General features: G+C 68.4%; 21 protein-coding genes. 9 read left to right on the top strand and 12 right to left on the bottom strand.

Features of this window, described 5'->3' with window-relative positions; all coding sequences use genetic code 11:
• Window positions 1-188: 188 nt before the first annotated feature.
• The 3 genes from QUE68_RS00985 to QUE68_RS00975 are packed head-to-tail and all read left to right on the top strand — an operon-like array spanning window position 189 to window position 2,341.
• Window positions 189-818 (top strand): hypothetical protein, encoded by a 630-nt coding sequence (locus tag QUE68_RS00985; RefSeq protein ID WP_284232163.1) that lies wholly within the window; start codon window positions 189-191, stop codon window positions 816-818.
• Between the two features lie 2 nt (window positions 819-820).
• Window positions 821-1,231 carry a TIGR03668 family PPOX class F420-dependent oxidoreductase gene (locus QUE68_RS00980; protein WP_454786449.1) on the top strand — a complete coding sequence of 137 codons (411 nt, stop codon included), beginning with the start codon at window positions 821-823 and terminating at the stop codon, window positions 1,229-1,231.
• A 45-nt stretch (window positions 1,232-1,276) separates the two neighbouring features.
• Window positions 1,277-2,341, top strand: a complete 1,065-nt coding sequence (locus tag QUE68_RS00975) for a dihydrodipicolinate reductase (RefSeq protein WP_284232159.1) — start codon at window positions 1,277-1,279, stop codon at window positions 2,339-2,341.
• Window positions 2,342-2,399: 58 nt separating this feature from the next.
• Here the strand turns inward: QUE68_RS00975 and car are convergent, their stop codons facing one another.
• Window positions 2,400-5,873, bottom strand: coding sequence for a carboxylic acid reductase (car, locus tag QUE68_RS00970; protein WP_284232157.1), 3,474 nt, complete (start codon window positions 5,871-5,873; stop codon window positions 2,400-2,402).
• A 180-nt stretch (window positions 5,874-6,053) separates the two neighbouring features.
• On the opposite strand from car, the gene QUE68_RS00965 reads away from it, so the two are divergent.
• Window positions 6,054-6,980: a class I SAM-dependent methyltransferase gene (locus QUE68_RS00965; protein WP_284232155.1), complete on the top strand. Its 927-nt coding sequence runs from the start codon at window positions 6,054-6,056 to the stop codon at window positions 6,978-6,980.
• Window positions 6,981-7,066: 86 nt separating this feature from the next.
• Here QUE68_RS00965 and QUE68_RS00960 read toward each other — a convergent pair whose 3' ends face one another.
• The 5 genes from QUE68_RS00960 to QUE68_RS00940 all read right to left on the bottom strand — a co-directional run bounded on the left by QUE68_RS00960 (window position 7,067) and on the right by QUE68_RS00940 (window position 14,259).
• On the bottom strand, window positions 7,067-7,960 hold the full coding sequence (locus QUE68_RS00960) for a DMT family transporter (RefSeq protein ID WP_284234650.1): 894 nt from the start codon (window positions 7,958-7,960) through the stop codon (window positions 7,067-7,069).
• A gap of 225 nt (window positions 7,961-8,185) precedes the next feature.
• Window positions 8,186-9,196 carry a phosphotransferase gene (locus QUE68_RS00955; protein WP_284234649.1) on the bottom strand — a complete coding sequence of 337 codons (1,011 nt, stop codon included), beginning with the start codon at window positions 9,194-9,196 and terminating at the stop codon, window positions 8,186-8,188.
• A gap of 50 nt (window positions 9,197-9,246) precedes the next feature.
• Window positions 9,247-10,449 carry a cytochrome P450 gene (locus QUE68_RS00950; RefSeq protein ID WP_284224098.1) on the bottom strand — a complete coding sequence of 401 codons (1,203 nt, stop codon included), beginning with the start codon at window positions 10,447-10,449 and terminating at the stop codon, window positions 9,247-9,249.
• Between the two features lie 80 nt (window positions 10,450-10,529).
• Window positions 10,530-11,519, bottom strand: a complete 990-nt coding sequence (locus QUE68_RS00945; protein ID WP_284224097.1) for a LacI family DNA-binding transcriptional regulator — start codon at window positions 11,517-11,519, stop codon at window positions 10,530-10,532.
• Window positions 11,520-11,544: 25 nt separating this feature from the next.
• A complete protein-coding gene (locus QUE68_RS00940) occupies window positions 11,545-14,259 on the bottom strand; it encodes a helix-turn-helix transcriptional regulator (RefSeq protein ID WP_284224096.1) in 2,715 nt (904 codons plus the stop codon).
• A gap of 91 nt (window positions 14,260-14,350) precedes the next feature.
• On the opposite strand from QUE68_RS00940, the gene QUE68_RS00935 reads away from it, so the two are divergent.
• The 4 genes from QUE68_RS00935 to QUE68_RS00920 are packed head-to-tail and all read left to right on the top strand — an operon-like array spanning window position 14,351 to window position 17,588.
• A complete protein-coding gene (locus tag QUE68_RS00935; protein ID WP_284224095.1) occupies window positions 14,351-15,136 on the top strand; it encodes an SDR family NAD(P)-dependent oxidoreductase in 786 nt (261 codons plus the stop codon).
• A gap of 22 nt (window positions 15,137-15,158) precedes the next feature.
• Complete coding sequence (locus tag QUE68_RS00930) at window positions 15,159-15,971, top strand: alpha/beta hydrolase (RefSeq protein WP_284224094.1); 813 nt, start codon at window positions 15,159-15,161, stop codon at window positions 15,969-15,971.
• Between the two features lie 15 nt (window positions 15,972-15,986).
• The gene (locus tag QUE68_RS00925; protein WP_284224093.1) at window positions 15,987-16,922 is read left to right on the top strand and encodes an NADP-dependent oxidoreductase; all 936 of its coding nucleotides are present in this window, start codon (window positions 15,987-15,989) and stop codon (window positions 16,920-16,922) included.
• Window positions 16,923-16,934: 12 nt separating this feature from the next.
• Window positions 16,935-17,588: a nitroreductase gene (locus QUE68_RS00920; protein WP_286275013.1), complete on the top strand. Its 654-nt coding sequence runs from the start codon at window positions 16,935-16,937 to the stop codon at window positions 17,586-17,588.
• Between the two features lie 5 nt (window positions 17,589-17,593).
• Here QUE68_RS00920 and QUE68_RS00915 read toward each other — a convergent pair whose 3' ends face one another.
• Complete coding sequence (locus tag QUE68_RS00915) at window positions 17,594-18,022, bottom strand: type II toxin-antitoxin system Rv0910 family toxin (RefSeq protein WP_284224091.1); 429 nt, start codon at window positions 18,020-18,022, stop codon at window positions 17,594-17,596.
• 43 nt (window positions 18,023-18,065) lie between these two features.
• Window positions 18,066-19,019 carry an esterase family protein gene (locus QUE68_RS00910; protein WP_454786330.1) on the bottom strand — a complete coding sequence of 318 codons (954 nt, stop codon included), beginning with the start codon at window positions 19,017-19,019 and terminating at the stop codon, window positions 18,066-18,068.
• A 332-nt stretch (window positions 19,020-19,351) separates the two neighbouring features.
• Between QUE68_RS00910 and QUE68_RS00905 the strand changes: the two genes are divergently transcribed.
• Window positions 19,352-19,720, top strand: coding sequence for a heme-binding protein (locus QUE68_RS00905; RefSeq protein ID WP_284224090.1), 369 nt, complete (start codon window positions 19,352-19,354; stop codon window positions 19,718-19,720).
• Window positions 19,721-19,726: 6 nt separating this feature from the next.
• Here QUE68_RS00905 and QUE68_RS00900 read toward each other — a convergent pair whose 3' ends face one another.
• The 4 genes from QUE68_RS00900 to QUE68_RS00885 are packed head-to-tail and all read right to left on the bottom strand — an operon-like array spanning window position 19,727 to window position 23,102.
• On the bottom strand, window positions 19,727-20,575 hold the full coding sequence (locus tag QUE68_RS00900; protein ID WP_284224089.1) for a rhomboid family intramembrane serine protease: 849 nt from the start codon (window positions 20,573-20,575) through the stop codon (window positions 19,727-19,729).
• 36 nt (window positions 20,576-20,611) lie between these two features.
• Window positions 20,612-21,418 (bottom strand): acyl-CoA thioesterase, encoded by an 807-nt coding sequence (locus tag QUE68_RS00895; protein WP_284224088.1) that lies wholly within the window; start codon window positions 21,416-21,418, stop codon window positions 20,612-20,614.
• A gap of 27 nt (window positions 21,419-21,445) precedes the next feature.
• Entirely contained in the window at window positions 21,446-21,868 is a 423-nt protein-coding gene (locus QUE68_RS00890; protein WP_284224087.1) for a hypothetical protein, read from the bottom strand.
• A 4-nt stretch (window positions 21,869-21,872) separates the two neighbouring features.
• On the bottom strand, window positions 21,873-23,102 hold the full coding sequence (locus tag QUE68_RS00885; RefSeq protein WP_284230556.1) for a DUF58 domain-containing protein: 1,230 nt from the start codon (window positions 23,100-23,102) through the stop codon (window positions 21,873-21,875).
• Window positions 23,103-23,125: the final 23 nt, after the last annotated feature.

Raw genomic sequence — 23,125 nt, 5'->3', positions numbered from 1 at the left:
TGGCGTGACGGTGACGCGGAGGTGGCGCCGCTGGGTCGCGACCGTGAACCAATGGACTCGCCTGGGACCTTACCGGTGGGCCCGTACCGCGGCAGCGGTTCGAGTACGACGTCGCAGGTTCGTCGACGCGCCGGGCGAATTCGGCATTCGGTCGCACATTTGCGCAGGTGGACCCCTAGCATCAGGGGGTGGCTGAGAGCGAGGCCTCGGGGGAAGCCAGGGTTGATGATCCTGTCGACGACACCGTCGACACGGATCAGTTGGCCGTTGACCAACCCGGCGACGTCGAGGCCCCGGCCGCGGACGGCGACTTCGGTTACCTGTTCGACGAGCCCGACGAGGTGGCGGCCGCCGAGGTGCGCGACGGCCCGGAGTGGGTCGAATCGGCGCCGCCCATGCAGTCGCAGGAGCGGACCGTCGACGCCTTCAACGCCTTCGATGCCAGCACCTGGAACTTCAAACCCATGCCGACACCGTGGTATCGGACGGGGAAGTCGCTGGCAGTGCTCGTCGTCGTGTCGTTGGCGGCGATCACCCTCGTCGTCTCTGGGGTGTTGCTCGCATTCCGCGGCCCCTCCAACGACGAGCCCGTCCCCACCCGGGATACCTCGACGGCGCCGACCCCTTCCACGGCTCCGTCGACCACGCGGAACGTGCCCCTGCCGCCGCCGCCACCGCCACCGCCACCGCCGCCGTCGGCCTCGGAGATCCAGCGTGCGCCGGTCGCCGAGCGCCGACCGCCACGGCCCACCAAGAAACCGGAGATCAACGTCACCCGCTCGCCGCTGAGCGTGAGCCCGCAGAAGCCATCCCGGTGACCGTGGACGCGGCCGCCCAGTTCGCGGAGGCACCCGTCGCGGCGCTCGCGACAGTCGGTGCAGACGGCGTACCGCACGTGGTGCCGGTGGTCTTCGCGGTGCGGGTCGTCGGTGCGGACGCATTCGTCTACACCGCGGTCGACGCCAAGCGAAAGTCGACCCATCGCCTGCGACGATTGGCGAACATCGCCGCAAACCCGAGGGTGAGCCTGTTGGTCGACCACTACGACGCCGACTGGGCGCAACTGTGGTGGGTCCGCGCCGACGGGGTGGCCACCGTGCACGGCAGCGGTGAGCAGATGGCGATCGGATACGCGGAGCTGAGGCGCAAGTATCCCCAGTACGAACGGGTCGCTCTCGACGGCCCGGTGGTCACCGTGGCAGTGAGCCGCTGGTCGTCCTGGCACGCGTGACGCGATCGGCGGACGCGCCGTCGGTCGACGTGCGACTGTGAGGGCATGGCACATCGCATCATCCAGTGGGGCACCGGCGCGGTCGGCAAGGAAGTTCTGGCAACGGTCCTCGATCCGCGCTCCGGGCTCGAATTGGTCGGCGTCAAGGCGTATTCCGACGACAAGGACGGGGTCGACGCGGGCACGCTAATCGGCCGCGAGCCCGTGGGGGTGATTGCGACGAAGGACACCGATAAGGCCCTCGCCATCGAGGCGGACTGCGTCGTGTACACCCCGCGCCTCACGTCGATCAGCGAGGTGTGCGCGATCCTCGCCAGCGGCAAGAACGTCGTCACGACGGCATTCCTGTTCCACCCCAACCGCATTCGGCTTCGCGATCGCGACCGGGTGCTGGCCGCGTGCCTTCGGGGCGGGACCAGCGTGCACGGGTGCGGGCTCAACCCCGGCAACCTGTCGGGCGCGCTTCCGCTGGCGTTGTCGGGGATGAGTCGCACCATCGAGACGCTGAAGCTCCAGGAGCGGGCCGACTGGTCGGTGTACGACAGCACCGCGATCACCTTCGACAACATGCGCTTCGGGCAACCCGTCGACGAGATCAGCGTCACCGCCAACGACTTCCTCGCCTTCAACAGCTCGATATTCACCGAACAGGTGTGGCTGCTGGCCGATGCGCTGCACGCGGGCATCGACGAGGTGACGGCGGACGTCGAGGCCGTCGCCGCCGAGCACGATCACGAGATCTTCGACCACGTTCTGCGCGCCGGAACCACGTCGGGTCAACGGTGGAACTGGGTCGGGCGACGGCAGGGCCGCCCCCTGGTGGAGATCGAGACGCTGTGGACCGTCGGCAACGAGTACCCGTCGCACTGGCCGAAACCGCAGCACGGCTGGACGTTGACCATCGAGGGCGATCCGTCGATGCGCGCGCACTTCCTGTCGCTGGCGAGCTTCGAACGCGACGTGTCGATGCTCGAGCACGTCAACTCGGCGAACGTCGCGACGGGCATGCAGGTGCTCAACGCCGTGCCCGCGGTGTGTGCGGCCGCACCGGGTTTCGCGACGACGGCCACCCTCCCGCAGGTGCACAGCCTGATCGGCTTCGGCAACTGAGTGATTTCGGCGCGGAAACGTTCGTTGAGCGAACGTTTCCGCGCCGAAATCGCGGGGGTTAGAGCAGGCCGAGCAGCTCCAGGTCGGTGACGTACTTGACGATCACCTCGGAGGTAAGGTGCGGAATGTCCTTGTCGGGGCCAATCTTTGCGTCCTGCACCGCCGCCCGGAACCGGTCCGTCGGGGCGATCGACCCGTTGACCGGGTGTTCCGGCGACTGATAGTTGTGCAGCAGCGGTAGCAGCGACGCGGCCCGCTGCTTCTCGGGGAGCTGCCGCAGTGTGGTCTCGAAGCGTTGCAGCCACTCGGCGTAGCCCTCGACGCGGCGGATCGGGTAGCCGGCCTCGATCAGCCAGTCCACGAACTCGTCCATGCCGATACCGTCGTCGTACGGGTTCATCACGTGATACGTCTCGAAACCGTCCTGCACGTGCACGCCCAGCGTCGAGATGGCCTCGGCGATGAACTCCACCGGCAGACCGTCGTAGTGCGCCCGCTGCCGGTCACCCTTGGCGTCCAGCTGGTAGAACGACTGCGGCGCAACGCCGGTCGCGACCAGACTGAGCATCATGCGGGTGAACATGTCGGGCAGGTTCAGCTGACCGGCGTACGTCGTATCGGCCAGAATCATGTCGCAGCGGAACACCGAGGCGGGTAGGCCGTATTGCTCGTTGGCCTCGCGCAGCAATACCTCGCCGCCCCACTTGCTGTTGCCGTAGCCGTTGGCGTAGCTGTCGTCGACCGTGCGGGTCGCGCTCACCACACGGACGTCGGCGTCCTCGGTGTTGTCGCTCGGGTCGATCCCCGCGCCGACGGCCACCGTCGACACGTAGACGAACGGCTTGATCTTCGTCGTGAGGGCGATGCGCAGTAGCTCCGCGGTGCCCAGCACGTTCGGCCCGAACAGCTGGCTGTACGGCAGCACGTGGTTGACCAGCGCGGCCGGGTCGACGATCAGGTCGACGGTGTCTGCCAGCCGCTGCCAGACCGCGTCGTCCAGACCAAGGTTGGCTTCACCCTTGTCACCGGCGAACACCTCGAGGTGCTCGGCGGCCAGTTCGCGGTAGTGGGCAAGCAATTGCGGGTCACCACTGTCGAAGGTCGCGTCGAGCCGAGCCCGCGCGGCCTCGTCGGACTTGGCCCGCACCAGGCAGATCACCTTGCCGTCGACCAGGTCCATCCGCTCGAGCCATTCCAACGCCAGGTAGCGACCGAGGAAGCCGGTGGCACCGGTCAGCAGCACGGTCCGCACCTCGGCGGTCGGTCCGGGCAACGACGAAGCCGCGGAGAGGGTTTCGGCGTCGATGAACTCGTCCAGCGTCAGGTCGCGGGCGTGCACCTCGGTGGCGTCGCGGCCGTGCACGGCGTCATACGTCGGCCGCTTGGAGCCGCCGGTTCGTTCCGCCTCCACGTAGGCCGCGATCGACGCCAGGTCACTGGCCGGGCTGACGATCACGCCGACCGGTACGTCGACGCCGAAGATCTCGTGCAACAAGTTGGCAAAGGTCAACGCGGACAACGAGTCTCCACCGAGATCGGTGAACTGAGCGTCGGGCTGCACGTCGGCGGCGGCCGCACCGAGCAGCGCAGTGGCCGCCCGGCTGACGGTCTCTAGCACCGGCCGGTCGGAGCCGCTCTGGCGTAGCGCGCGCAGCTCGCCTTCTTGACCGGAGGCCAGGTCGACGTAGAGCTGTTCGAGTTGGGCGCCATAGCGTTCCTTGAGCCGTGGCCACGCCAGCTTGCGAACACCGGTCAGCAGACCGTTCTCCAGCGTGAATGGGTCGGTCTCCACGAGAAAGTCGCGGGGGATCTCATAGGACTGCAGATCGGCAGCGCGGGCCGCGTCCTTCAACGAAGCGCTGACGGCGGCCTTGAGTTCGTCTGCGCCGTAACGGGATTGGGCGTCGTCGGTGGGGACCACGACGGCCAGCAGGTAGGGCCGCGCGCTGTTGCCGTAGATGTAGATCTGGCGCACCAGCGGGCTGTCGGTGAAGGCCGCCTCGAGCTTGGAGACCGTGACGAACTCACCCTGGGACAGCTTGAGCACGTTGTTGCGGCGGTCCAGATACTTCAGCTGGTCGGGGCCGAGTTCGGCGACGACGTCACCGGTTCGGTAGTAGCCGTCGGCGTCGAACACCTCCGCGGTGACGTCGGGCCGCTTGTAGTACCCGGGGAACAGCATGTCGGACTTCAAGAGGAGCTCGCCGCGCGGATGTGGCACGTCGATGCCGAAGTATCCCAGTTCGGGCACGTCGACCAGCTTGTAGTCGATCACCGGTGGGCGCCGGATGACACCGTCGACGAACACCGCGCCGGCCTCGGTCGAGCCGTAGCCCTCCACCAGATGCATGTCGAGGAACTCCTCGACCCACGACTTGAGTTCGGGCGAGATGGGCGCCGAACCGGTGATGGCGGAGACGAAGCGACCGCCGAGCAGGCTTTGGCGAAGCTCGTCGGTGGAGGCGCCGCGATCGGTCTCGCTGACGTATTCCTGATAGACCATGTCCCAGATGCGCGGGACGAAGTTGAGCTGCGTCGGCCGGGTCATCGCGAGGTCGTCGAGGAACGTGGACAGGTCGCTGCGGGCGGCGAAGTAGACGGTGCCGCCACTGGCCAGGGTTCCGTACAGGACACCGCGGCCCATCACGTGACTCATCGGCAGGAACGCGAGGGCGATCGCGGGCAGCACGCCCTGGTTCTCGTCCCAGTGCGAGTTGGCGGCAGTGCGCCACATGTTCGCGACCTTGGACTCCGGGTACATCGCACCCTTCGGAGCGCCGGTGCTGCCAGACGTGTAGACGAGCAGCGCCAGGGGATCGTTCCCGTCGCCGACCACCGACGGCGGGGCCGGGAGGACACGGCCGCGGGCGAGCACCTCGGCCATCGTCTCGACGACGACGGCGGTGCCCTGCAACCGCGTCTTGGCTGCGTCGAGCGCCTCGCGGTGATCGTCGACCTCGGGCTGGAAGTCGAACACGATTAGGCCGGCCGGCGCGGGCCCGGTGAGGATCAGGTCGACCGCGTCGTCGACGAAGTCGATGCTCGACGCGATCAGGGTGGGCTCGGTCTCGGCGATGATCGGTTGCAGCTGCGCTTGCGGGGCACTGGTCTGCAATGGGACGGACACCGCGCCGAGTTGGGTGGTGGCGGTGTCGACGACGGTGTAGTCGACGCTGGTGAAGCCGAGGATGGCGATCCGGTCACCTGGCTCGACGGGACGGCGGTGCAGCGCCGCGGTGAAGGCCTGCACCCGCTCCCAGAGCTGGCCGTAGCTGACGGTGTCGAAGCGCGATGCCAGGGCGGCCGTGGTGCGGCCACCTTCGGTGACGAATTCGACGGCGCGCTGGCCGAGGGCAGGACGATCGGCATAGCCCTCGATCACGGTGCGGACGACGTCGGCCAGCCGCAGGCCCGAGTCGGCGGCGGCCGCGCTGACGGCGTCGTCTGGCTTTGCGGCGGCGAACTGCGCGTCGTTCGAGTAGAGGTCGGCGATGCGGCGCTGCAGGCGCGCGTCGCGGGTTTCGATTGACATGAAGGTTCCCCTAGGTACATCGAGAAGAGCTGGCGGGCGGGCGTCATTGCCGCACCAATCGACACAACGTTAGCAAAACTAAAGATATGCCCCAAACGCCTGAGCTGGGAGTTTCCTGTGAAGGAAGGCTTCGGGGAGATCGTTGGTTATGCTTACTAAGTAATCCACGGAAGGTAGACGATGACACGTACCAATGACGACACCTGGGACCTCGCGACCAGCGTAGGAACCACCGCGACCATGGTGGCTGCGGCCCGGGCAATCGCGACCGACGAGGGTGTGATCGACGATCCGTTCGCCGCGCCGTTGGTACGAGCCGTCGGTGTGGACTTCCTCACACGTTGGGCGACCGGTGAGCTGACGTCCGCCGACGTCGACCAAGAGGGGACCAGCTGGGGGCTGGCGCAGATGCCCGCCGCGATGGCGGCGCGGACGCGCTACTTCGACCGGTTCTTCGCTGACGCAGCCGCCGCGGGCATTCGCCAGGCGATCATCCTGGCCTCGGGTCTCGACGCCCGTGCCTACCGGCTGGACTGGCCGGCGGGGATGACGGTCTTCGAGATCGACCAACCGGCCGTCATCGAGTTCAAGACGACCACGCTGTCGGGCCTTGGCGCCGAGCCGAGTGCAGACCTGCGCACGGTGGCCATCGATCTGCGCGAGGACTGGCCGGCCGCGCTGAAGGCCGCCGGGTTCGACACCACCGAGCCGTCCGCCTGGATCGCCGAGGGCCTCTACGGCTATCTGCCCCCGGAGGCACAGGACCGTCTGCTCGACGCCGTCACCGCGCTCAGCGCGCCCGGCAGTCGGCTGGGCAGCGAGGCCGTACCGACCAACGCGGACGTGAACTCCAACGAGGCGCGCGAGCGGATGCGGGACGCCACGGCGAAGTGGCGGGAGCACGGTTTCGAGCTCGACTTCACCGACCTGACCTTCGAGGGTGACCGCCACGACGTCGGGGTGTACCTCGACGCCAGGGGTTGGACCTCGGTCGCCACGCCGATGGGAGACCTGTTGGCCGCCCATGGTTTCGACGCGATCCCCGAGACCGGCGACGACCAGCCCACGATGAACGGCGTGACCTACTACACCTCGACCCGCGCCTAGCTGGAGCCCTCTCTGCCGCCCCCTGCCGCGAGCGTGCGTGTCTGCGGGCGAAACGCCGCGCAGAAATCGGAGTCGACGCACGCTCGTCACACCGTGGCGCGCGCCGCCTCCATGTCCAATTCGGCCGCGTAGGCACCCTCGCCGCGGCCCAGGGAGAAGGTCGCCGCCGTCATGGCCACCGCGGCGACCACGAGCGCGGCGAGCTCATAGGTGTTGACGTCGAGTTCCTCACCGAGCACGACGGCCCCGAGGAACACGGCGACGATGGGTTCCAGCACCAGCATCGCCGGCACCGACGTTTGCAACGCGCCCGCATGGAACGCCGACTGCTGCAACAGCGTGGCGACGACGCCGAGGATGATCAAGGCGTACGGCGCGGGGGTCGCCAGCAGCCCGAGGGCGCCGCGCTCGTCGAGCAGATGCATGACGAGTTTCGTGACGACCGCGACCACGCCGAACAGCACACCCACGCCCACCGCGAACAACACCGCTCGCCGTGAACCCTCGACACGCCGCGCCACCACGAAGCAGCCGACGATGAGCAGCAGACAACCGACACCGACGATCGTCGCCACCAACCACGTCGCCGGCCGATCGGGCGGCCCGGGATGGGCCAGCAGGACGAACATCGCCAATGCGATCGTGAGCAGTCCCGCCCACAGCCACTCCCGACGCGAGACACGGCGACCGGCGAGCCGGGCGCTGAGCGGCAGGGCGAACAGCAGCGCCGACACCAGCAGCGGCTGCACGACGATCAACGAACCCTTCACCAGCGCGAGGGCCTGGAACACGTAGCCGGCGACGGCCACTGCGGTACCCGCCCACCAGATCGGCCGCCGCAGCAGCGTGGCGAACATGCGCGCGCTCACGCTTTGGTCGGAAGGCACGTCCATGGTGGCGCGCTGCCGCACCACGATGCCGATGGCCATGCAGACGGCCGAGCACAGCGCGAAGAGGACGACCAATCCGTGGCCCAACAACGTCCTCGACACCCTTCAGTGGTGATTCGACATTCCCCGTCATCACCACCGTAGAGGTGTCGCCAGTGTGCCTCGACTCGAGCGCCGTCCTCAGTGTCCTGACCTGCCGCGCGATCGATGAGATCGCTGACCTTCACTACCGCGTCGTCGACACGACTCACCGCCGCGTCGCGCAGGCTCGCGGACCACGTGCCAGACGGTCGGTCGATCTGGACGGTCGCCACGTCACGCGAGGTGGGCCAGCGCCTCCGCGGTCCGCAGGTCCTCGTAGGCCGCCGAATAGCGTTGCGCCAGCGCGAGGGCGATGTCGGGCCGCTGCCACAGCTCGCCCGCGCTCGCGGTGCACAGCCACAGCGTCAGCCCATGCGCGACGGACGCGCGGTAGCGCAGCCAGATCTCGTCGGGGGAGGGCAGTTCGTCCTTGGGCAAGTCCAGGCCATCGCGGTACTCGGCAAGGATCGCGCGCTCGTGACTCCTGCGGTCCTCGGTGGTCAGCGCTCCCTGCAGGAAGTACCCAAGGTCCAAGGCGAAGTTGCCGCGCCGTGCCACCTGCCAGTCGAGGAATCCGACCTCACCATCCGGCAGTAGATAGGTGTTGCCGATGTGGGCGTCGCCGTGCAACAGCGTCATCGATGAGCTGGTGAGCGTGCGGATGTAGGGCTTCCAGACCTTCTCGATCAGGTCGTCGATGCCCAGCGCGTGCACCGAGTCCGGGGCGTCGGCGCCGAGGCGGTCTAGCGCGGCGGGCAGCGGCGCGTACTGCATGCCATCCCACGGCACGAACGGTTCGAGCCAGTCGAGCTCTGGCTGCTCGACGCGATGGTTCCAGAACCGACTGTGCAGGCGGGCTAGGCCGCGGGCGCCGTTGGCCGCCTGCAGCGGGGTGAGCGGCCGGGTGGCGTCGCGCGGATCGGCGCCACGCGCGGTGAGGTCCTCCATGACGAGCACGAAGTCCTCTTCGGCCTCGTCGATCACGGCCGCGTAGACGAGTGGATGCTCAAGCGGCAGAGCCCGTTTCGAATTGAACAGGCGCGGCTCGTGCAGCAGGCCGCTCGTCATCTTGATCATTGCCTTGTGCTCTGGGTCCACGGCCTTCACGAAGACGGTCGCCGGACCCGAACCCGCCGAATAGGTCAGCGCGAACCTGGCCCGACGGTTGGTGCCGTCGTCGCGCATGTCCACGCCAACGTTCTCGACGACGGCGCCGGGATGGTGTTCGGCGAGCGTCGTCGTCATCCAGTCGGGCGTGACCTGGTCCCAGTCCTTGGGCACCGCCAGGGCGGCGGTCACGCGACGATCGCCGGCATCTTGTCCCAGCCGCGGATCGTGGACGTCGGGCAGAACTCGGCGCCGGCCAGGTCGATCTCCCACTCCGGGAAGCGTTTCAAGATCTCCTCCAGCGCGACGCGGCCCTCGAGGCGGGCGAGCGACGAACCGAGGCAGAAGTGGGCACCGACGCTGAAGCCAAGATGAGCGCGCGGTTCGCGGTTGATGTCGAATTCGTCTGCGTCCGGCCCGAACTGGCGGTGGTCGCGGTTGGCCGCGCCGATGAGCATCATCATCACGGCGCCCTCCGGCACGGTCTGCCCGTAGTACTCCACGTCGCGGGTGACGTAGCGCGCCACGTGCGGGGCGGGCGGCTCGTACCGGACGAGTTCCTCGACGGCCCTTGGGATCAGCGACGGGTCCTCCACCAGCTGGCGGCGTTGATCGGGATGCTCCGCCAAAACCTTTCCCGCCCAACCGATTAGGCGGGTAGTGGTGTCATTGCCTGCGCCGGCGACCACGTTGAGGTAGGTGAGCAGTTCTTCGCGGGTCAGCTTGCGGGTGGTGCCCGCCTCGTCGACGAACTCGACGTTCAGCAGTTCGGTCATGATGTCGTCGGACGGATGGTCGACCCGCCAGTCGATGTAGTCGGCGAAGATATCGCCGGTGACCAGACCCTCCTCGGCGGCCTTCATCGGCTTGCCGGCCTCCGTCCGCATCTGACCGGTGACGTGGTCGCGCACGGCCTCCTGGTCGGCCTCGGGGATGCCGATCAGCGCGCTGATGGTCTTCATCGGCATCTGGGCGCCCAGGTCGGTGACGAAGTCGAACGAGCCGGTGCCGACGACGGGGTCCAGGCTCTGGGCGCAGTAGCCGCGGATCTTCTCCTCCAGCAGGGCAATCTTGCGGGGGGTGAACATCCGGGCCAACAGCTTGCGGTGGATGTCGTGGATCGGCGGGTCCTCGAAGATCAGGACGCCGGAAGGAATGGGAATGTTCGCCTTGATCAATTCGATGATGGCGCCGCGCGCCGAGCTAAACGTGCCGTGGTCGACGATCGCCTTGTTGACGTCGGCGTGGCGGCTCAACGCGTAGAAGTCGTGCTGCGGGTTGTAGTACAGCGGCGCCTCCTCCCGCAGCCGTCGAAATGTCGGGTACGGGTCGGCGTTGATGCCGACGTCGTAGGGGTCGAAGTACACGTCACTGGGGGCGCCGACCGTCACGGATCTGCCTCTCTCGAATACCGGGAAGTCTACTTACACGCGTAAGTTACACCGCGAGGCCAACGCTCGACAAGCATCGATCAGGTCGACGCGCGCTGGATCAGCCGCGCCACGTCGTCACTGCTCGGCTCGCGCACGGGCGGATAGCCGAGCTCGGTCATCATCGCCGCCGTGGAGACGTCGACGATGGTCTCGGCGTCGAACGCGACCGACGTCAGAGGTGGCCCGCTGACCGCGCCGAGTGGTCTGGCGTCGACGCCCATCACCGCGAGGTCGTCGGGGCACCGAAACCCGGCTTCGCGGACGCCGTGCAAGCACACCATCGCCGTCTCGTCACTGTCCGCGCACACCGCGGTGACACCATCGGCCACCCAGCCGCGCACCACCTCGGCGGCATCGGTCCCGTCCCTGGCGACCGTGCCGACGACGAGGTCGGGCAGCTCGTGGCGGGCGGCCGCGGTGCGCAGACCCGCCAGCCAGTACTCGCCCAACGGCCGCACCTGCTCGACGTCGGAGAACGCGAACGCCAGGCGACGGTGCCCCCTCGCCAGGAGGTGCTCGACGCGCAGCTCGCCGATCGTCTCGTGCAACTCGCCCATGGCGTGCAGCTGAGCGCTGCCGAGATGGATCTGCGGGACGCGCGCCTCGGTGACGGCGTCCAGCGCCGGCCCGCTCAACGGGAACACGCTCGTCACCGCGATCGGGTTGAGGTCGGCGATCGCGTCGACGACGTTGCGGCCGTCGTCGGTCTCGAACTGCAGCGAGAGGACGACACCGTGGCGGGCCAGTGCGGTCGTGAGGCGGCTACCGACTTCGATCAGCAGATCACCGAGCGAGATCCGCGGCACGACGTAGAGGACCACGCCGCTGCCGCCGACCGCGAGATTGCGCGCTGCAAGGTTGGGCCGGTAGCCGAGTTCCTTCGCCGCGGCATGCACCGCCGCCTTGGTCTGGGCCGAGATCGTCTGGCCGACGACGTCGTTGAGCACGTAGGTCACCGTCGCGGGTGACACCTTGGCGAGGCGCGCCACGTCGGCCTTCGTCGGCCTCGCCGCTCCCTTCACACCCATGTGGTCATCATCGCAGGAGCCGGGGTCAGGGGCCGCCCAACTCCCGCATCGCCTGGCCAAGGCCGGCGCGACTGGTGACCCCCAACTTCGGGAAGATGCGGTAAAGGTGTGCGCCCACCGTTCGCGGTGAGAGGTACAGCTGCGCGGCGATCTGCTTGTTGGAGTGCCCGGCCGCGGCGAGTTCGGCGATCTTGCGCTCCTGGGCGGTCAGCACGACAGTGCCACCGCCTGACCTCTTGACCGTTGCGCCCGCTGCCCGAAGTTCGGCGCGGGCACGGTGGGCCCAGGGAGCTGCGCCCAACGCGTCGAAGCCCGCGGTCGCGAGCTGCAGCGCCTCCCGCGCCACGGTGGGCCGCCGTCGCCGTCTCGACCACGCACCGTAGGCAAGCCGAATCCTGTTGTGCTCGAACGGGAAGTCGACAAACGCAGGGTGTGCCAACGCCGTCTCGTACAGCGGACCCGCGTCCTCGTCGGCCGCGGTCATCGCGCGGGCGGCGGTGATCAATGCGTCGAGGCGTGGCGAGTTCTCGGCCAGTCGCAGCCGGCCGGCGGCGTCGGTATGCGCCCGCGCTTCGTCCAGACGCCCGGAATGCACGGCGGCCTCCACCATGTCGAGGATGCCGGCCACGGCCTGGTGCGCGTAGGGCGGGAACTCGCCGGCGGGCCCGATGCGCACCGCCGCCGCGTACGCCGCGTCATAGTCGGCCTCGGCGAGTGCCACCAGGACCGTGATGCGCCTGGCGAACCCCAGCAGCAGTCCGATCCGCCGCGGCCCGGCCCATCCGGTGACCTCGGCTGCAAGGCGCCGTGCGGTGTCGACGTCACCCGCGCTGGCCGCGCGCAGTCCGTCGTAGGCAACGAACTGCAGACGGAACAGCTCATTGTGGTGGGCCGCCGTCAGTTCGGCCCCCAACCGCGCCGACTCCCGCGCGGCATGCCATCGTCCGCAGGCGATCTGGTCGAGCAGGAGAAGGTGCAACATCGTCATCGCGTTCGTCACGGCACCGCGGTCCCGTTCACGCTCGAAGAGCCGGGTGAGGGTGACGCGAAAGTCGGCGAGTCCGTCCACGTAGTAGGCCGTGACGCCCAGCCGCATCACCTCCCACGGTTCGAGAGCCGACAGCGCATCGCGGTGCTCGAGGAGTCTGGCGCGGACGGTGTGACCGCGACGCGCGAGGTCGCCCCACGCGTCGCGGTACAGCAGCGCCGCGGAATCGATGCGGTCGGCCACGCGGTCGACCGCATCGTCGGTCTGCTGCCAGAGCGCCGGGTCCGCCGCGTATTGAGTGATCGCCAGCAGCAGCTTGACCAACCGCGACATGGTCGCGTCATCGAGGCCCTCGGCGGCCTTGATTGCCAACAGGATTCGACGGTGCGTGTCCAGGACCTCGCCGTCGCGGTACAGCGCCAGGTAGGAACCGGCGAGCACCGACGACACCGACTCCGCCTCATCGGCGATGGCCTGCGCGTCGTCGAACCGGCTCGCCTGGGCCGCGACGAACGCCGCCTCACCTCGCAATGCGTCGCGCCGCGCCGGCACCGTCGACAATTCGGCTGCCCGGCGCAACCAGTCGACCGCCACGGCCGCCCCGCCGCGCCGAATCGACATTCGCGCCGCATCGTCGAGAAGGTCTGCCACGGATTGGTCGGGGCCGGTCGTCGCCGCGCTTAGATGGGCTGCCCGACGAACCAGCACGTCGCCGTACAGCCCCGCGAGATGAGCGTGCGCGTCACGCCGTTCGGCAGCGCTCGCCTGGTGGATCACGGCTGCGCGGACCAGGGGATGACGGAAGACGACGACTCCCAACGGATCCACCGTCAGCAGCGCCTGGTCGATCCCGGTTTGGACGTCAACCATGGCGTATCGCGAGCCGGAGTCAGTCGACGTGTTCGCCCGCGCGCCGTCGAGTGCGGCGCGCAGCAGTTCGGTGCGAACGCGGGCGTCCAGCTGCCGGAGGCGGCCGCCGAATACAGTCACCAGACGCTCGGTCAGTGGCAGCCCCGTCGCGTCGGTAGACCAGGCGTCGATCTGATCGGCGTGACGCGGCAGCTCCTGCAGGGCCAGTGGATTGCCCTCGGCGGAATCGAGGATCGTCTGCCGCGTCCCCGCGCTCAATGACGGATTCAGTCGATCGACGATCGACGCCGCGTCGGCCGCCTCGAGTGGACCCAACGTCAACTCGGTCCAGCCCGCGGTGGAGAACTCCGCACCCGAGTGCGGCCGCTGGGTGGTGACGATCCGCACCCTGGGGTCCGACGCCCGCCGTCCCGCCGCGCTCAGGACGGCCGCGCTCATCTCGTCGAGCCACTGGGCGTCGTCGACCACCAGCAGCACCTCACGCTCCGCCGCGGTCACGCTCAGCAGATCCAGCAGGGCGATCGCCAATGGCATCGGCGACGGCGGTCGTCCGGGATCCGCCCCCAATACCGGTGCCAGCGCGTCGCGGCTCGGGGCGTCCAGCCGGGCCAGTGACGCGCGCAGGCCCCACACCATCTGGTTGAGACCGCCCAGCGTGAAGGGTCGTTCGGCCTCCACCCCGATGGCACGTAGCACCCGCCAGCCGTCGGCCTCGGCACGGTGGCAGAGTTCCCCGATCAACGCGGTCTTGCCGACGCCTGGCTCACCCCTGATCGCCAAGGCGCCGGGGCCGGCGACGCCGAGGAATCGAGTCAGCGCGGCCAACTCATCGTCACGGCCGATCAGACCGATCTCCGCACGCACCTCATCGTTGTACGTCACTGCGCCGAATCCCGGGTCGCTTCGCTACTGCCCTTCCGGTTGAGTCATTTGACCGATGTTCGTCGCAGTACCTCGGGTGGACAGTCATGGCATGGACACGAACTTCACCAACGCAGTCATCGTCGTCACCGGCGCGAGCAAGGGCATCGGTCTCGCCGTCAGCCAGGCCTTCGCCGCAGCGGGAGCCTTCGTCATCGCCGGCGCCCGGCACAACAGCCCCGAGCTTCAGGCCCTCGAGGCCGCTGGTTCGGCCACCTTCATCGCCGCCGACCTCGCCACCGCCGAGGGCCCGCGCACCCTCCTGGCCGCGGCTGCCGAGCGAGGGGGCGTCGACGTCCTGGTGAACAACGCGGGCGCGGTGGCGACCCGCTTCGGGGGCATCCTGTCGGTCACCGACGAGGAGTGGGCGGCAGCGCTGTCGGTGAACTTCTTGTCGGCCGTCCGCGCCACCCGCGAAGCCATCCCCCAGATGCTGACCCGCGGTGGCGGCGCCATCGTGATGATCGGGTCGGTCAACGCGACGCTGCCCGAACCGAACATCGTCGACTACAGCGCCACCAAAGCCGCCTTGGCGAACTATGCCAAGAGTTTATCGAAGGAGTTCGGCCCCAAGGGTATTCGCGTCAACACGATCAGCCCGGGCCCGGTGAGCACCGACCTCTGGCTCGCCGAGGACGGGGTGGCGGCCAAATTCGCCGCGGCCAGCGGCGCCACCGCCGACGACGTCGTCGCCTCGGTGTCCGCAGGTGCTCCGACGGGTCGCTTCACCACCCCCCAGGAGGTGGCCGACCTGACCGTGTTCCTGGCCAGCAGCCGCTCGGGCAACACCACCGGCGCCGACGTCCGCATCGACGGCGGCTACGTCCCGACCGTCTAACCCCCCACGAACGGAAATGTAGATGAGCACCAAGACCAATCCCGTCATCTTCATCCACGGCCTCTGGATCCACGCCAGCGCGTGGCAGCCGTGGCTGGACCTGTTCGCCGAGCGCGGCTACGCGGTGTCCGCACCCGGCTGGCCGGGGGACGGCGACACCGTCGCCGACACCCGCGAGAACGCCGACGCCCTCAATGACGTCGGGATCGCGGCCATCGTCGACCATTACGCGTCGCTGATCGGATCCGCCGAAGGCAGGCACGAAGCCAAGCCGATCATCGTCGGACACTCCTTCGGTGGGCTGATCGCCCAGGAGCTATTGGCCACCGGCCTCGCCGCGGCCGCCGTGGCGATCGACCCCGCTCCCATCAAGGGCGTCAAGGCGCTGCCCTTGGCGCAGCTGCGCTCGGCGTTCCCCGTGTTGGGCAACCCGGCGAACCGGCGCCGCACCGTGTCGTTGAACGCCAAGCAGTTTCGGTACGCCTTCGGCAACGCGCTCACCGAGGAGGAGTCCAACGAGCTGCACGACCGCTGGACGATCCCCGGCCCCGGGCTACCGCTGTTCGAGGACGCCGCGGCGAACTTCTCGAAGCACTCCCCCGCCGCGGTCGACACGCACCTCGCCGATCGGGGCCCGCTGCTTCTGACGTCGGGCACCGAGGACCACACCGTGCCGTTGAAGGTCACCAGGGAAGTGTTCGGAAAGTACGCGCACGGTCAATCCGACACCGAGTTTCACGAGTTCGAGGGCCGCGGCCATTCGTTGACGATCGACCACGGCTGGAGCGACGTCGCGGACGTCGCGTTGGACTGGTTCGCGGCCAAGGGATTCTGAGCACCGATGCCGAACATGACCGCGCTCCGGGCGCACCGTCGCGGCGGCCCCGAGGTGCTGACCGTCGAGCAGGCGCCCGTTCCCGTCCCCGCCGAGGGCGAGGTGCTGGTGGCCGTCCATGCGGCGGGCATCACCTTCGACGAGCTGACGTGGGACGAGACGTGGCTGCGCGACGGCATCGACAGGACGCCGATCATCCCGTCGCACGAGGTCTCCGGCGTCGTGGCGGCCGTCGCTCCCGGTGTCACCGACCCAGCAGTCGGCGACGAGGTCTACGGGCTGATCCGGTTCGACCGGGACGGAGCAGCGGCCGAGTACGTCAGCGTGCCCGCCGCGGACCTGGCCGCGCGCCCGACCTCGGTGTCCCACGTCACCTCGGCCGCCCTGCCGCTGGCCGGACTGACGGCCTGGCAGGCACTCGTCGAGCACGCCAAAGTGCAGCCGGGAGAACGTGTTCTGGTGCACGGCGGGGCAGGTGGCGTCGGCGCACTGACCGTCGAGTTGGCCACCATCCTCGGTGCCGACGTCACCGCGACGGTGCGCAGCGACGCCCACGAGCTGATGCGCGAGCTTGGCGCCGACCACGTGATCGACACTCGCACCACCGCGTTCGACGCCCCCGGCCAGCCGTACGACGTGGTCGTCGACACCGTCGGTGGGGACACCCTGGTCAGATCATTCACCGTGCTGCGCCCCGGGGGCAGGCTGGTCACGCTGTCAGCGCCCCCGCCCGCGGGGATGGCGGATCAATTCGGTGTCGAGGTGACGTTCTTCATCGTCGTCCCCGATCTAGGACAACTCGCCAGACTGGCCAGGTACGTGGACGACGGCCGACTGCACGTCGCGGTCGCCGGAACCTTCGGGCTGGAGCGGGGCCGAGCAGCCTTCGAGAGCCGAGACCAGGAGCCCCGGCGGTCAGGCAAGACGGTCCTGGTCATCCGGGACTCGTGACGGGAGACGACGATGTACGACCTCGAACGGGTCATCCTCGACCGGCGGTCGACGCGGCTGTTCCTGCGGGACATGCCGGTACCCAGGGAGCTGGTGACCGAAGCCCTCGAGCTGGCCGTTCGGGCGCCGTCGAACTCGAACATCCAACCCTGGCGGGTGGTGCTCACCTCCGGGCCGGCCCGCGACCGCCTGGTCGAGGCGCTACTCGAGAAGGCGGCGAATGGCGATCCACGCGTACCGCCGCTGCCCGACGAGTTCGCTCACTTCCGGCGTGACCTCGGCGCGAGGCTCTACGGCACCATGGGCGTACCCCGCCACGACACGGAGGCGAGACGCATTGCCGTACTGCGCAATTGGGAGTTCTTTCGCGCCCCGCTCGGCGCCATCGTGTCCATGCATCGCGACCTGGACTACGCCGACGCCCTCGGGGTCGGCATGTTCCTCCAGACCTTCATGCTGGCGCTGACCGCGCGAGGCGTCGGCAGCTGCGTGCAGGTATCGATCGCCGGCTATCCGGACGTCATCCGCGAGCAGCTCGGCATCGCGAACGACATGCGCATCCTGTGCGGTGTGTCGATCGGCTACCCGGATCCGGACTTCCCGGCCAATTCGCTCGACGTACCGCGCAGTCCGCTCGCCGACAACGTCACGTTCCTCGACGACTGAGCGATTCAGCTGAGGTGCGCGAGGTTCTGCACCGACCGCTCGACGTCGCCTTTGATCACCCGCGCGACGAGGTTGCCCACCGGGCCGTTCAGCACGGCGCCGCTAAGCCGCGCCACCAGGTGGAACGTGGTGCCGGTGTCGTTGTCGGCGATGTCGGTGAACAGCGAGATCCGCACGCCCCCGAAGCCCCTGCCGCACATCTCGATGCGGTTGGGCTCGTCGTAGTTCGTCACTTCCCAGTGGATGGTGTTGCGAAAGCCCTTGACCTTGATCAAGGAGGACACGGTGGTCCCCTTCTCGATGACGTCGGGGATCGCGCTCTTCCACCCGCCGAAGATGGTCAGCCACTCGTCGAAGCGCCCGAGGTCCGACGCCAGCTTCCACGCCTTGTCCGGCGAGAGGTTCGAGGTCACTGATACGTCGACACTGGCCATGCCCGTTTCTACCCTGCGGGGGCCTCCGTCAACCGTAATTGCGTCACGCCGGCGGCGGTGTGGCGCCGAGCACCCTCAGCAGATCGGGTTTCATCGCCTGCAGCTGCGAGCCCCAGTAGCCCCAGCTGTGCGTGCCGTTCGCCGGGAAGTTGAAGATCGCGTTGCGTCCGCCGGCCGCGAGGTAGGCCTTCTGGAATTCCTTGTTGGTGTTGATGGTGATGTTCTCCAGGAACTGCGCGCTGTACTTGACTCCGAAGTCCCCGGGCAGGTCCAGGTCGGAGGTTCGCCCGTTACCGCAGTAGATCCAGATGGCGGTGTTGTTCGCCACCAGCGTCGGGATGTTCACCATCGGGTCGTTGCGTCGCCAGGCGGGGTCGCTCGAAACACCCCACATGTCGGTCGCGTTGTAGCCTCCGGCGTCCTTCATCGCGAAGCCGATCATGGTCGGCCACAAGCCCTGGGACGGGTTGAGGAAGCCCGACAGCGACCCGGCGAAGACGAACTGCGTCGGGTAGTACGCGGCCAGGTTCAACGCCGCACCGCCGGACATCGACAGCCCCACGACCGCATTGCCCGTGGGCGCGACGCCCTTGTTCGCCGCGAGATACGCGGGCAGTTCCTGGGTCAGGAACGTCTCCCACTTGTAGGTGCTGGTCCCGCCGCTGCCCTTCGCGGGCCGGTACCAGTCGGTGTAGAAGCTGGACTGCCCGCCGACGGGCATCACCACCGAGAGCCCGGACTGGTAGAACCACTCGAAGGCAGGGGTGTTGATGTCCCAGCCGCTGAAGTCCTCCTGCGCGCGCAGACCGTCGAGCAGGTACACCGCGTGCGGCCCGCCGCCCTGGAACGAGACGAGGATGTTGCGGCCCATCGAGGCCGACGGCACCTGCAGTCCCTCGACGGGCAAACCTTCCCGCGAGAACGCCGACGCCGTTGGCGTCAGCCCGACCGCGCCCATCAGACCCGGCAGCATGGCGACGACGAGCGCGCACCCCATCAGCCGCGGCCACCCGCGTCGAAACCCACCAACGATCGTCGCCAACACGGCTGGATCCCCTTCTTTCGCGCTTGCGGTCATCGGGAAGTTAGCAGCGCGCTGACGGCACGCCGTGGCGCCCACGCACGTGTATTCGGCTCGTTATCAAGCTGTTTCGCGAACGACGACGCATCGAGACATGGGAGCCGCCCGCGTGGCCGCTGTGAGCCGTGCGCCAATCACCTGTGAATCGACTCGTGGGGCATGCGATCCGGGGCCCACAACGGCAAACTCATTTCACACACCGAAGGAGTACGTCCATGTCAGTAACTGGATCATCTGCAACCCCATCAATGGGCCGCCTCGCGCGTCGCCTCACCGGCGGTGCCGTCCTCGCCGGAGGGCTGATCGGCGCGACCCTGCTGGGAAATCTGCCGTCCGCCTTCGCCTACGAGGACCCGGCGCTCAATCCGCCCAACTGCAGCGCAGCAGACCTCGAGGGCGTGAAGGCGGGTGTCGACGCATCCACGTCGGCCTACCTGTTCACCCACCCGGACTACAACTACTTCGTCACCAGTCTCGAAGGCATTCCGAAGGATCAGGTGTCGTCGCAGATGAAGGACTACCTGAACGTTCACCCGGACACCAAGAACGACATCACCGGCATCCGCCAGCCGCTGCTCGACCTCAAGAACCGTTGCGGCGCACCGCCCAGCCCGTAACCGCCGCTAGACGAACATCGCGAGGATGCTCTCGGTTCGCCACCACACCAGGGCCGCGAACACCGCCAGTAGGGCGAGGGAGAACACCGTCTGGATCACGACACGATTGGACCGCGGCGCGTAGGCGAACACCGCGCCCAGGGCCGCCCCGGTCAGCAGGCCGCCGATATGGCCCTGCCAGCTGATGGACGGCACGATGAACGTGATGACCAGGTTGATCACGATGAGCCCGATGATCCACCGCACGTCGAAGTTCAGCCGTCGGGCCAGCATGAACGTGGCGCCGAAGAGCGCGAAGATGGCACCCGAGGCGCCGAGCGTCGGCACGTTGATGGGCGTGAGCAGGTACACCAAGACCGAGCCGCCGAGCCCACCCAACGCGTAGAGCACGATGAAGCGGGTCCGGCCCAGCCAGCGCTCCAGCGCCGGACCGATCACCCACAGCGCCCACATGTTGAACAGGATGTGCATGATGTCGGCGTGCAGGAAGGCCGACGTCGCGAGGCGCCACCACTCCCCCCGCCCGGCGATCCCGACCGGCCAGAGCACCAGCGCCTCGTAGATTCCGGGCACGGCCTTCTGCAGGATGAACATGACGACGTTCACGGCGATCAGCACATAGGTGACGTACGGGATGCCCACCGGCTTGCCACCGAAGGCGGTCCTGGGTTGCCGTACCGACTTGGCGCCCTCGTTCACACAGTCGACGCACTGGTGGCCCACCGCGGCCGAGCGCATGCAGTCGGGGCAGATGTAGCGCTGGCAGCGGGTGCAACTGACGTAGGTCCCCCGGCCGGGGTGCCGATAGCAGCTCGGCGGAGCCGCGGGCGCGCTAGGCGTACTGGGTGTGCTCACACTTCACAGTGTCCCAGCCCAGTGCAGTGACCCGCCCTAGAAGCGCCACAACGCTTGCTGGGTGGTGCTGGCCACCAACGACCCGGACAGGTCGTACATCGACCCGACGACGAGGCCGAGGGCGTCGCTGTTGTTCAACGGCCCAACTTCGTAGCGATGCCATTCGTGCGGCACGAACGGGCGGTGAAACCACACCGCGTGGTCGAGGCTCGCCGCATAGCCGACGCCGGGTCCGGTCGGTGTCCCCGGCGGCCGCGCCGCGGGGACCGGCCCGAAGTCGGACATGAAGGTCAGGGCGCAGGCGCGCATCAGAGGGGCGTCCTCGATCCGGTCCCTGGTACGAATCCAGAACGGCGGCAACACGAATGGCGAATCGTCGGTAGCCATCGTGCGGATGTCGAATCGTCCCGCGAAGCCGAGGTCGGGGTGCTTCGGCACCGCATCGTCGAACTCGACACCCGGCGCCGGACTCGGGTGCCAGTCGGCGCCCTCCTCCGGCCGGTGGAACGACGCGGTCATCTCCAGGATCGCCTTGCCGTTCTGCACCGCGGTGACCTGACGCGTGTCGAACGATCGCCCGTCGCGCGTCCGGACGACGTTCAGTTCGACGTCCACGCCGTACTGACCACCGCGGACGAAGTAGAGGTGCAATGACTGCGGATGCTTGTCGGGTTCGACGGTCGCGCCGGCCGCCCCCAACGCCTGCGCGGCGATCAGCCCGCCAAAGAGTCGGCTGCTGGGGCCTGGCGGTGCTTGTGGGGCCACGAAGACGTCGTCACCGACGCGCTGGAAGTCCAGCAGTCGGGCGATCCAGCTCGGCCGCTCGAACTTGACACCTGTCATCGAGGGTTCACCCTAGCGGGCCGGTCGTTAGCCGACCAACGGCGCGACCACGATGACGTACCCGACGACCACCGCCAGAGGTGCCACCAACGGAATCCACGGCAGCCCGAGCGGGACGGCGGTGCCGACCATGGCGACGGCCGAGAGCCCGAGGGTTCCCACCACGGTCGGCGCCGTCAGTCCCACTGCGGCGTCACCTCCGCCGGCATGACGCATCACCAGGTAGAGCGTCGCCGCCACCCCGGCGATCGCGGCGAGCACCGGCGACGGCTGCGAAAGTGCCAGCGCCATGGCCGTGGCCGCCACGGCGAGCGTGGCCGCCACACGCCAGAACAGTCCCACCGCGACGGCGAGCAGCCCCGCCGCCGATGCGACGAGCGCAGGCCCACCGGACTGCACGGTGGCCGCCGCCACCATCAGCAACCCGAATGCCGCCGAGAGTGAGCGCATCTCGTCACCTCCGCGCCGACGCGCGACGACGGCGGCGCGGCACCAGGCCCATCACCTGATCGAGGTTGCCGTCGGTCGACCACCCGACGACGTCGACACCGATCGTGCGCATGTCGCGATACATGAAGGCGCGCTGCATGGTCCACATACGCGCGATCAGCGGGTCGTCCAGATCGTCGAACGGCGCACCGTCGAGTACGTCCACCGCCACCACGACGTGTCCCCGCCTGCACAGCTCGATCAACGCCAGCGCGAAGTCCGTGTCGAGCAACGTCGAGAACGCCACGATGATGGCTCCCGGCGGGACGGCCGCCCGCGGAACCAAGGTGCCAGTAGTCTTCTCGTGCCCATCACCCGCACCGAGTACGGCATCGAGCACCCGGTAGAACTGGCGGCGGCCGATGTCGGCACCCAACCAGCGTGGCTGACCGCCGAGGGCGACGACACCCGCCCGGTCCCCGTTGCGCAAGGCGCTCTGAACCACTTGGACGGCTCCGCGCACCGTGCGTTCGGTCGCTTCGGTGGCCGGTCCCGGCGGTTGGTCGTAGGTGTCGACGACGACGACCACGTCGACGGCCCGCTCGCTCAGTCGCTCGGTGACGTGCAGGGTGCCTCGGCGTGCACTGACGGGCCAGTTGACCGTCCGCAACTGATCACCCGGCACGTAGCCGCGAATACCGCCGTACTCGACACCCCTTCCCACGTGCCGCGTCATGTGCGTGCCGAGTCGATCCAGCAGTTCGGTGCGCGGCAATGCGGTGGATTGCGCTGGGGCGACGGGGAATACGAACACCTCGGCCGCCACCGTCGAATCCCCCGCAGCTCTCCCCGCGAGCAGACCACCCCGCCCGACGACGTCGACCCGCACCGTGATTGGATACCGGCCCCACCGCTCGGCGGACAACTCCAGTTCGATCCGCCCCGACGGGGATCCGACTACCTTCAGCACCGCACCCGTCGCCGTGCCGACCGTCAGCTCGACCGGCGTGCCGTCATCAGCCGTCGCCCACAACTCCAACCGGACCGTTTCAGCCTCGAAGCAGCGCACCATCGCCGGCTCCGCGTGCACCTGCACGCTGGGCGGCGGACGCTGCCAGCGCAGGGACACCAGCGCCCCGAGCAGCGGTGCGGCGAAGAGGATCAGCTGCCATCGCGACCCGACCAGCGCGACCGCGAGTGCCACCGCCGCGCACGTGGCGATCGATAGCGCGAGAGGCGATGGGCGCCAACGCATCTCCACGTCGGTGGTGCGCACTT

It is taken from the genome of Mycolicibacterium sp. TUM20985 (genome assembly GCF_030295745.1).
Taxonomy (GTDB): domain Bacteria; phylum Actinomycetota; class Actinomycetes; order Mycobacteriales; family Mycobacteriaceae; genus Mycobacterium.
This window is presented reverse-complemented; position numbering and strand designations above follow the sequence as displayed.

Coding starts and splice junctions, on each gene's coding strand:
- QUE68_RS00975 (WP_284232159.1), top strand. CDS start 1,277: ATGGCACATCGCATCATCCAGTGGGGCACCGGCGCGGTCGGCAAGGAA.
- car (WP_284232157.1), bottom strand. CDS start 5,873: ATGTCAATCGAAACCCGCGACGCGCGCCTGCAGCGCCGCATCGCCGAC.
- QUE68_RS00965 (WP_284232155.1), top strand. CDS start 6,054: ATGACACGTACCAATGACGACACCTGGGACCTCGCGACCAGCGTAGGA.
- QUE68_RS00955 (WP_284234649.1), bottom strand. CDS start 9,196: ATGACGACGACGCTCGCCGAACACCATCCCGGCGCCGTCGTCGAGAAC.
- QUE68_RS00945 (WP_284224097.1), bottom strand. CDS start 11,519: ATGGGTGTGAAGGGAGCGGCGAGGCCGACGAAGGCCGACGTGGCGCGC.
- QUE68_RS00935 (WP_284224095.1), top strand. CDS start 14,351: ATGGACACGAACTTCACCAACGCAGTCATCGTCGTCACCGGCGCGAGC.
- QUE68_RS00930 (WP_284224094.1), top strand. CDS start 15,159: ATGAGCACCAAGACCAATCCCGTCATCTTCATCCACGGCCTCTGGATC.
- QUE68_RS00925 (WP_284224093.1), top strand. CDS start 15,987: ATGACCGCGCTCCGGGCGCACCGTCGCGGCGGCCCCGAGGTGCTGACC.
- QUE68_RS00920 (WP_286275013.1), top strand. CDS start 16,935: ATGTACGACCTCGAACGGGTCATCCTCGACCGGCGGTCGACGCGGCTG.
- QUE68_RS00915 (WP_284224091.1), bottom strand. CDS start 18,022: ATGGCCAGTGTCGACGTATCAGTGACCTCGAACCTCTCGCCGGACAAG.
- QUE68_RS00910 (WP_454786330.1), bottom strand. CDS start 19,019: ATGGGGTGCGCGCTCGTCGTCGCCATGCTGCCGGGTCTGATGGGCGCG.
- QUE68_RS00905 (WP_284224090.1), top strand. CDS start 19,352: ATGGGCCGCCTCGCGCGTCGCCTCACCGGCGGTGCCGTCCTCGCCGGA.
- QUE68_RS00895 (WP_284224088.1), bottom strand. CDS start 21,418: ATGACAGGTGTCAAGTTCGAGCGGCCGAGCTGGATCGCCCGACTGCTG.
- QUE68_RS00890 (WP_284224087.1), bottom strand. CDS start 21,868: ATGCGCTCACTCTCGGCGGCATTCGGGTTGCTGATGGTGGCGGCGGCC.
- QUE68_RS00885 (WP_284230556.1), bottom strand. CDS start 23,102: ATGCGTTGGCGCCCATCGCCTCTCGCGCTATCGATCGCCACGTGCGCG.